Source organism: Streptomyces sp. SID13726, from assembly GCF_010548375.1.
Taxonomy (GTDB): domain Bacteria; phylum Actinomycetota; class Actinomycetes; order Streptomycetales; family Streptomycetaceae; genus Streptomyces.
Window position 1 is genome coordinate 1 of record NZ_JAAGLY010000599.1, and the last position, 416, is coordinate 416.

The following is a 416-nucleotide window of genomic DNA, read 5'->3' on the forward strand; positions in this document are numbered from 1 at the left end:
ATCGTCTTCGCGAAGTCGGGGGAGTCCATCGTCTTGGCGATGTTCAGCGAGCCGAGGTTGCAGGAGATGTCGCGGCCGACGTGGTCGTACGAGAGGTCCTCGTTGAACGTCGAGGGCGTCGAGACCTGGAGGATCTCCGAGCACAGGTTCGAGTGGGTGATGCGGCCCTTGATCGGGTTCGCCTTGTTCACCGTGTCCTCGAACATGATGTACGGGTAGCCGGACTCGAACTGCAGCTCGGCGATCGTCTGGAAGAAGTCGCGCGCCTTGATCTTCGTCTTGCGGATGCGCGAGTCGTCGACCATCTCGTCGTACTTCTCGGTGACCGAGATGTCCGCGAACGGCTTGCCGTAGACGCGCTCGACGTCGTACGGCGAGAAGAGGTACATGTCCTCGTTCTTCTTGGCGAGCTCGAA

The 416-nt window shown here is 60.6% G+C and carries 1 pseudogene; it reads right to left on the bottom strand.

What is annotated here, in order from left to right:
* Nucleotides 1-416 (bottom strand): annotated as a pseudogene (locus G3I78_RS49320) (ribonucleotide-diphosphate reductase subunit alpha); the annotation flags it as partial.